The organism is Ruminococcus callidus ATCC 27760 (assembly GCF_000468015.1).
Lineage (GTDB): Bacteria > Bacillota > Clostridia > Oscillospirales > Ruminococcaceae > Ruminococcus_C > Ruminococcus_C callidus.
The window spans coordinates 15,015-22,415 of the sequence record NZ_KI260325.1; the positions used below are offsets into that span (position 1 = coordinate 15,015).

Annotated in this window: 7 protein-coding genes and 1 pseudogene; 5 read left to right on the forward strand and 3 right to left on the reverse strand. The window is 40.4% G+C overall.

Going from position 1 to position 7,401, the window contains the following annotated elements; all coding sequences use genetic code 11:
- The 5 genes and pseudogenes from RUMCAL_RS16415 to RUMCAL_RS03005 all read left to right on the forward strand — a co-directional run.
- Positions 1-665 (forward strand): annotated as a pseudogene (locus RUMCAL_RS16415) (hypothetical protein); the annotation flags it as partial.
- A gap of 104 nt (positions 666-769) precedes the next feature.
- Positions 770-955, forward strand: coding sequence for an SHOCT domain-containing protein (locus tag RUMCAL_RS02990; RefSeq protein WP_021681017.1), 186 nt, complete (start codon positions 770-772; stop codon positions 953-955).
- A 29-nt stretch (positions 956-984) separates the two neighbouring features.
- Positions 985-2,529, forward strand: coding sequence for a recombinase family protein (locus RUMCAL_RS02995; protein WP_021681018.1), 1,545 nt, complete (start codon positions 985-987; stop codon positions 2,527-2,529).
- A complete protein-coding gene (locus RUMCAL_RS03000; RefSeq protein WP_021681019.1) occupies positions 2,526-2,924 on the forward strand; it encodes a serine integrase family protein in 399 nt (132 codons plus the stop codon). Before RUMCAL_RS02995 ends, RUMCAL_RS03000 begins: the two co-directional genes overlap by 4 nt.
- Entirely contained in the window at positions 2,925-4,481 is a 1,557-nt protein-coding gene (locus tag RUMCAL_RS03005) for a recombinase family protein (protein WP_021681020.1), read from the forward strand.
- A gap of 62 nt (positions 4,482-4,543) precedes the next feature.
- Here RUMCAL_RS03005 and RUMCAL_RS03010 read toward each other — a convergent pair whose 3' ends face one another.
- The 3 genes from RUMCAL_RS03010 to RUMCAL_RS03020 all read right to left on the reverse strand — a co-directional run.
- Complete coding sequence (locus RUMCAL_RS03010) at positions 4,544-4,984, reverse strand: IS1096 element passenger TnpR family protein (protein ID WP_207636435.1); 441 nt, start codon at positions 4,982-4,984, stop codon at positions 4,544-4,546.
- Between the two features lie 480 nt (positions 4,985-5,464).
- Positions 5,465-6,334, reverse strand: coding sequence for an RES family NAD+ phosphorylase (locus RUMCAL_RS03015; protein WP_021681022.1), 870 nt, complete (start codon positions 6,332-6,334; stop codon positions 5,465-5,467).
- Between the two features lie 186 nt (positions 6,335-6,520).
- A partial coding sequence (locus RUMCAL_RS03020; protein WP_040646726.1) for a PD-(D/E)XK nuclease domain-containing protein occupies positions 6,521-7,401 on the reverse strand: 881 nt, incomplete at its 5' end.

Below are 7,401 nucleotides of genomic sequence, written 5' to 3' on the forward strand. Positions count from 1 at the left end.
CCATTGCCATTGAGTGTATTATGTCCTCTGCGTATAATGTGACAGATAAGAAGTCTGAGGGCAATTGTGCAAGATTGGCGGCAGCTTTGCTGAAGAAATACAATCTTGATATTAACCACCTCTTTACCCACACCCACTGGCTCAATGTCAGGGACGGAAAATCGGGTACTGTGGATTATCTCAATACTGCAAGAAATCCTTACAAGATGTGTCTTGCGTACATTCTGCCTCATTGGGTAGCTTTTAAAGCTAAGGTACAATCTTATCTTAATTCTGGTTCTACACCGGCAACTCCTACACCTGCAAAACAGCTTTATCGAGTAAGAAAAACATGGGCTGATGCTAAGTCGCAGATTGGGGCATATTCCTCATTGGAAAATGCAAAAAAAGCCTGCAAGACGGGATATTCTGTCTTTGATGCAAATGGGAATGTTGTTTTCAGCAATGGAAAGTCCTATGCAAAAGGTGCAAAGGTAACACTCAAAAATACCGCACTTTACGCATCCGCAGCTGCAAAAACAGGTGTGAAGCGTTCCGGCACATATTATCTTTACGACGGCATCGTTGTCAACGGCAGAATGCGTGTGACAACTAAGCCGGAGTTTTGTGGCAATACACCCATTGGCAAGTATGTGACTGGTTGGGTAAATAAATCTGACATCTGATTATCTCAAAATTTTTTCTATCCCGGAGTTGTTAAAACTGCTCCGGGATAATTTTTATCACAAGAACTGATTTTTTTCCGAAGTATGAATGGGGGGGCATTTTAATGAAAGAAAATCATGATGAACTCGGCTATTTTATGGTGCAGACTCTCACCGAAAAAATGCTTGAAAAAGGACTGATTTCCTTTGACGAATATGACAAATTAACCGCATTAAACCGCCAAACTTTCTCACCCCTTTACGCCGACTTATTGCCGAAAAGACTTGATATATCGTCAAAAACCATTTAATATGTTCATACCGAAAGGAGGGAAAGTCAATGGCTGTTACAAAAATTGACGCAAGACCGCAGCCGAAAACGCCTAAGAAAAAAGTGGCTGCCTACGCAAGAGTATCGACCGATAACCTTGACCAGAAAGAGAGCCTTGACGCGCAGAAAAAGCATTATGAAATGTACATCAAAGCCCATTCAACTTGGGAGTTTGCGGGACTTTACTTTGACGAAGGCGTTTCCGGAACAAAATCTGAAACGAGAAACGGTTTGCAGAATATGCTCCGTGATTGCAATGCAGGAAAAATCAATTATATTTTGACGAAATCAGTCAGTCGTTTTGCCCGAAATACCGTGGATTGTCTGCAAATCGCACGTAATTTGAAAGACAAAGGCATTTTCATTTACTTCGAGAAAGAGCATATAGACACAGGAAATATGGACAGCGAGTTGATGCTTTCCATTTTCAGCAGTTTTGCGGCGGAGGAGTCTATTTCGATTTCCGAAAATGAAAAATGGGCTATCCGAAAGCGTTTTCAGGACGGTACATACAAGCAATCCTATTTACCCTATGGATATGTGAAAAACGAAAATGGTGAAATGATACCCGATAAACAGGAAGCTGAAATTGTCCGCTGGATTTTCAATCTCGCCATAAACGGACACAGCACACATTCCATTTGCAAGCTGCTCCGTGAAAGAAACGTGCCTACAAGAAAAGGCGGAAAATGGAGTTCTTCCACCGTTCGTGATATGCTGAAAAATGAGAAGTACACGGGTGACGCTCTTTTTCAGAAAACCTACACAGACGGCAGTTTCTGCAGACATGAAACCAAAAATTCGTCAAAACAAATCTTCATTGAGAATCATCACGAGGCTATAATAAGCCGTGAGATTTTTGAAACTGCAAACCGACTTTTAGAGCAGCGAGCTGCTGAAAAAGGCATCATCAAAGGGCAAGGAAAGTATCAAGCCCGATATGCTTTTTCGGGAATTATCACCTGCGGAGAATGTGGCGGAACTTTCAAGCGGAGAATCCACGACCACGGTTCTGAAATCGCATGGGCTTGTACCACACATATTGATGACATTCAGAAATGCTCTATGAAATATGTGCGTGATGATGCACTGAAAGCAACGATCACTACGATGATGAACAAGCTGATTTTTGGCAGAAAAATAATACTTTTTCCTTATCTGGCAGAGCTGAAAAGATGCAATGCCAATTCGGAAGAAATCAAACTTTTAAAGGCAGAACTCATCAAAGAAGCCGAGAAAATTGACGTTCTAAGGCATCTCTTGGCAGATAAAATCATCAAACCTGCAATTTTCATTCAAGACCAGAATGCAAGCAATAAGAGGTCGGAGGAGCTTCGTATTCAGATTGCACAGCTTAGTCAGCTTGATACCGGAAATTCCGAAATGGTTGCAGAAACCGAGAAACTCTTGCATTTCCTTGACAGTGCAGAAATGCAGACGGAGTTTAAGGACTTTTTTGCAACGGATTTTATTGAGAAAATAATCGTATATGATCGCCACAGCATCGGCATTCAGCTGAAATGCGGACTGACGTTAAAGGAGGCACTGCTATGAGCCACATTCCCTACGGCTACGAAGTAAAAGACGGAAAAATTTTTATTGTAGAAGAAGCCACTGATAAGGTACGCCTGATTTTTCAGAATTATGTATCGGGTATGAGTTTGACGGAATCCGCAAAAACAGCCGGACATCCAATTACCCACAGTATGGTAAAGCAGCTTTTACAGAGAAAATGTTACATTGGTAACAGTTTCTATCCGAAAATCGTGGATGAAAATTTATTCCGTCGAGTTCAGATAGAACTGCAAAAACGTCAGAAATCTACGGGAAAGACAAGACGAAAAGTGCCGGTAATACGCACAAATTTTGTGCTTTCTGATGAAAGAGAACCGCAAGAAAATTTTACAAAGCAGGCAGAATATTTATACAGTCTGATAGGAGTGAAATAAATGGTTAGAACAATCCCACCAAAACCGCAGATCGGCAACAACGCCGCACGGCATACAGAAACGGTCAAAAAACTGCGTGTTGCCGCCTATGTCAGAGTTTCTACGGAAAACGAGGAACAGCAGACCAGTTTCGAGGCACAGTATGAGCATTATTATGACTACATCACGAATCACCCTGCATGGGAATTTGCAGGCATATATGCCGATGACGGTATATCAGCAGTTTCGACCAAATACCGTGAGCAATTCAACAAAATGATTCAGGATTGTATGGACGGCAAAATTGACTATGTTGTCACAAAAAGCATATCACGTTTTGCCCGAAATACCGTGGATTGTTTGAATTTTGTCCGCAAGCTGAAGGACAAGAATATCCCTGTATTTTTCGAGAAAGAGGGCATTGAATCCACCGACCAGCGCGGTGAAATTATGCTGACGATTTTGGCGTCGCTTGCACAACAGGAGTCGGAATCGCTCAGTCAAAACGTGAAAATCGGTATGCAATATCGCTTTCAGCAAGGGAAGGTTATGGTGAATTGTGCCTGTTTTCTGGGCTATGATAAAGACGCTGACGGAAAGCTGGTGATAAATCCTGAACAGGCAGAAACGGTCAAGCGAATCTTTCGTGAATATCTTGAGGGTGCAAGCTGTATCAAAATTGCCAAGGGCTTGGAGCGTGACGGCATTCTGACGGGCAGGGGAAAGACACGCTGGTATGACAGCACGGTCAAAAAGATATTGGAAAATGAAAAATACATGGGTGACGCATTGCTGCAAAAGACCTATACTACGGACTTTTTGCAGAAAAAGCGAGTGAAGAATACGGGCATCATGCCGCAGTATTACGTTGATGACGACCACCCCGCAATCATTCCGAAAGAGCTGTTTCTTGCGGTGCAGGAGGAAATGGCAAGGAGAGGCTCAGTCGAGGACTGCAAGGGCAGAAAGCGCAGTTTTTCGGCGAATCACTGCTTTACAAGGCTGATTGTCTGCGGTGAATGTGGAGATCAGTTCAACAGAATTCACTGGAATAACCGTGGTAAAAAGTCAGTCGTTTGGCGATGTGCGACACGTCTGCGTGATAAGAACGGATGCCACGCACGGACAATAAACGAAGAGGGTCTGAAAGCTACATTTGTGGAAGCACTAAACAGAATTATTGCAGAAAAGCAAGAGCATCTTCTTCAGCTAAAAAGGAACATCGAGAGCGTTCTGACAGGCGGTAATTCCGAAAGTACGGCAAAAATTGATGCAAAACTTGCAGATCTTGAACGCCAGCTTGTCGCAAAAGCCGAGGAGCATGAGGACTACACCGACATAGCAAGTGAGATTTATGCTCTCCGCAAGCAGAGAGATGAGCTTACGATGAGCGAAAATGCGAGAAATGACTATCTAAAACGGATTGAGGAGCTTGAATCTTTCATTGATGAGCAGCCGACAAAAATAAACAACTTTGAGGAATCATTGGTAAAGCGTATGCTGAAAAGAGCCACGGTCTACGAGGACAGGATCATATTCGAATTTCATTCGGGTGTTAACGTGGAAGTGAATATGTGAAAATATGCGAACACCCTCGCTGCTGTCGGAGTATACCGATAGCGGCGAGGGTGTTTTGTTATTTATTCATCATCTTCAAAATCGTCATAATCAGGATATTGCTCAGGAGGTTCACCAACAGCTCTTATAAGCTCCGCATCTTTAGTATCCTCATAAACAATACGAAGGACTTTGCAATTGAACTCCCAGTCATCACCAAAATCAAAGACAAATTTAAATGCTTTTCCCTTTGTAAGTCCAAGCTGATGAAGCTTAAAATCGCAGGTGTGACGGTACATTTCATCTTCATCGACTTCTGCCATGTAGTAGCAATCATAATTACTCCAAGCCTTATTGTCCATGAAAAAAGCGTGAGCGTGGTCATTATCGAAATCAAATGCCCACAAAATAATATCTGCCAGCGTTTCTAAATCTTCATTCACTGAAACCTGAATGTGGCGGTAACAGCCTTTCATAACGGAAACACTAAGTATAATTGATTGTTTAACTCTTTTACTTGCCATTTTAATCTTCCTTTCTTGTGACAACATTTCCACGCACTCAACCCTACCCGAAATACAACATTTTCAAGCACTCAACCTGCGAGTGCTGTATTTTGATAGTGCTTAGATTTGCTGTCAGATATGTTTCCGTGAACTGACTTACAGCATATGTTCCGAGTGCGTAGATTTGATGATATTGCAAAAACCACGCAAAATAGGCATTTTCTCAGTTATTTTTGCGTAATTCTTGACATCAATACCACGCACTCAACGTGCAACGACACTTCAATTTTAATGTCTGCATTTTCGTTTAATTACCCATACAGCCATACTGAATAAGCAATTTGAATTTTCTCGCAAATAGCATATATCTCTACCATCTTAAACTGACTCAATACAATAGGCTAAATGTCCTTACTATTTATCGACTACAGCAACAAGGTCATAACCATTTTCTTATTCAAATTGTTTGTAAGAATACATCTAATCGACTTTCCAGACTTACAATATTTTGTAGTTTTCTATAGTCCCTATTGGACAGGCCATATGCTTGTCAAATAACACTATATTCTTTCCTTTCAAACATACGGTACTATCGTAAATAATACCAGAATATCCCAATGAAATATAATATTGAGCAATTGTTTGAAACGGGGCATAAGTAATTGCTTTATTATCACAACTATCGAGTGGCTTGAAAATTTGTGTCGATAGTAATTTTACATAAGTGTATACAGCCCACTGAGTAAAGACTTTTTCCAATTCCTTTTGATCGATGTTTATTTTAGGAGGAAAACCTGTTGCTTTTATAATTTTTTTACGTTTTTTAGTTTGCGTTTGTACATATTTTTCTAAAGTTACATTTAATTCTACATAAGAAATATCGTCTGCAATGGTTAGATCTACTAATTTGCACATATCATATTTGGTGTCTCGTTGAAAATGACAAAATCCAAACATGTTTCCTCTTTTGGCTCGACATTCAGCCTGTGCACATTCGTGAATGTCGTTATCATTGCCAACCGCCAAATAAAGCCATTCCACATGAGGAGGGCTAAAACGATTATCTTCTTTGATATACTCTTCTTTAGGAAGAAAACGATCATAATTAGGAATCTCATCATTTTTCAATATAGCACCTCTTCCCATTAGCTTATCTTTCAAATCCTTAAAAACAATCGTACTTTGGTCAATACCAGAATGTTTATAAAATAGATCATCATATACCATTAAAAATTTCTGCTTTTTAGCTTTTTCAATTTCATCATAAGAAAATACACCAGCTGCTAAACATTCCCTAAATTCATCCCATGTTTTTCTGATGGCTTGTTCACAATTTTCTATACCACTAAAATCAATAATGCTTCCCATATTTTAATCCTTCTTAGTCTACCAAATATATAGCTACTAATCTACTGTAAGTTTTAGCAAATACACGAGTACCTTTCATAAGTTTAGGATGTGACAATTAATAGTGGATTTGCTTGTGCTTTTTATGGTTTTCACCCTAATATTTGCATTCAATATATGTTCTGTTAAGTCTGTCTATAGAGTTTTTCAAATTTCCATCATCTCAAACTGACAAGTATGTTTCTTACTCTTCTTATCATAGTTCACACCAACAAACAGCACTTTTCCATGATAGTCTTTCAAACAGCGAATATACTTTCGGTCTTTGATTTGTTCCAGTGCAATACCAGTGGTTTGATTCCATTTTAGCTCCACGATCATTGCCGGGTTATGATTCCCAGTTCTCGGTACAAATACCAGATCCGCAAAGCCTTCTCCGCCTTGCAATTCCCGATAAACCGCATAGCTGTCTTGTGCAGAATAGTATGCCAGACTCAGCACACAAGCCAGCGAATTTTCATCGTTATACTGAATTACAGAACAGTTGTCACAGTGAACTTCCTGAAGCATTTCCGCCACTTTTTCCGCATTCTGTGCCAACGTCAATTGCAGCAGCTTGTCGGAACGATGGATGGCATTGTTGACGTTCTGAAATTCTTGTCCCTGGATAGAATTGAGAAATTCCTGCCGCACTTCTTTGTTGGGAATCCAGGCAGTTTTTGTATCGAAGTCATAAGTCAGATAGCCCAGATGTACCAGCAAAGTCAGAATATCGTCTGCAGTTTCAAAAGTACACATATCGTTCTGAAATGTTTTCGTATTGATGGAAATATGTTCTCCGGCAATCATCCGAACGATTTTATCCCGCAAACCGTTCTCATTGCGAACGATATACATTTTCAAAGCCTCATAGGTTTCTGTCTGTGTCCAGTAACTGTCAAAGATGCCGTTCATCATCGCTGATGTTACAGATCTTGGATTATAAATGGATACACCATTGACATTATAGCCATCGTACCAATCTTTCGTTTGCTCGAAAGACATATGATAACGCTCACAGAGCTGACGAACTTCCCTCTCTGTAAAAC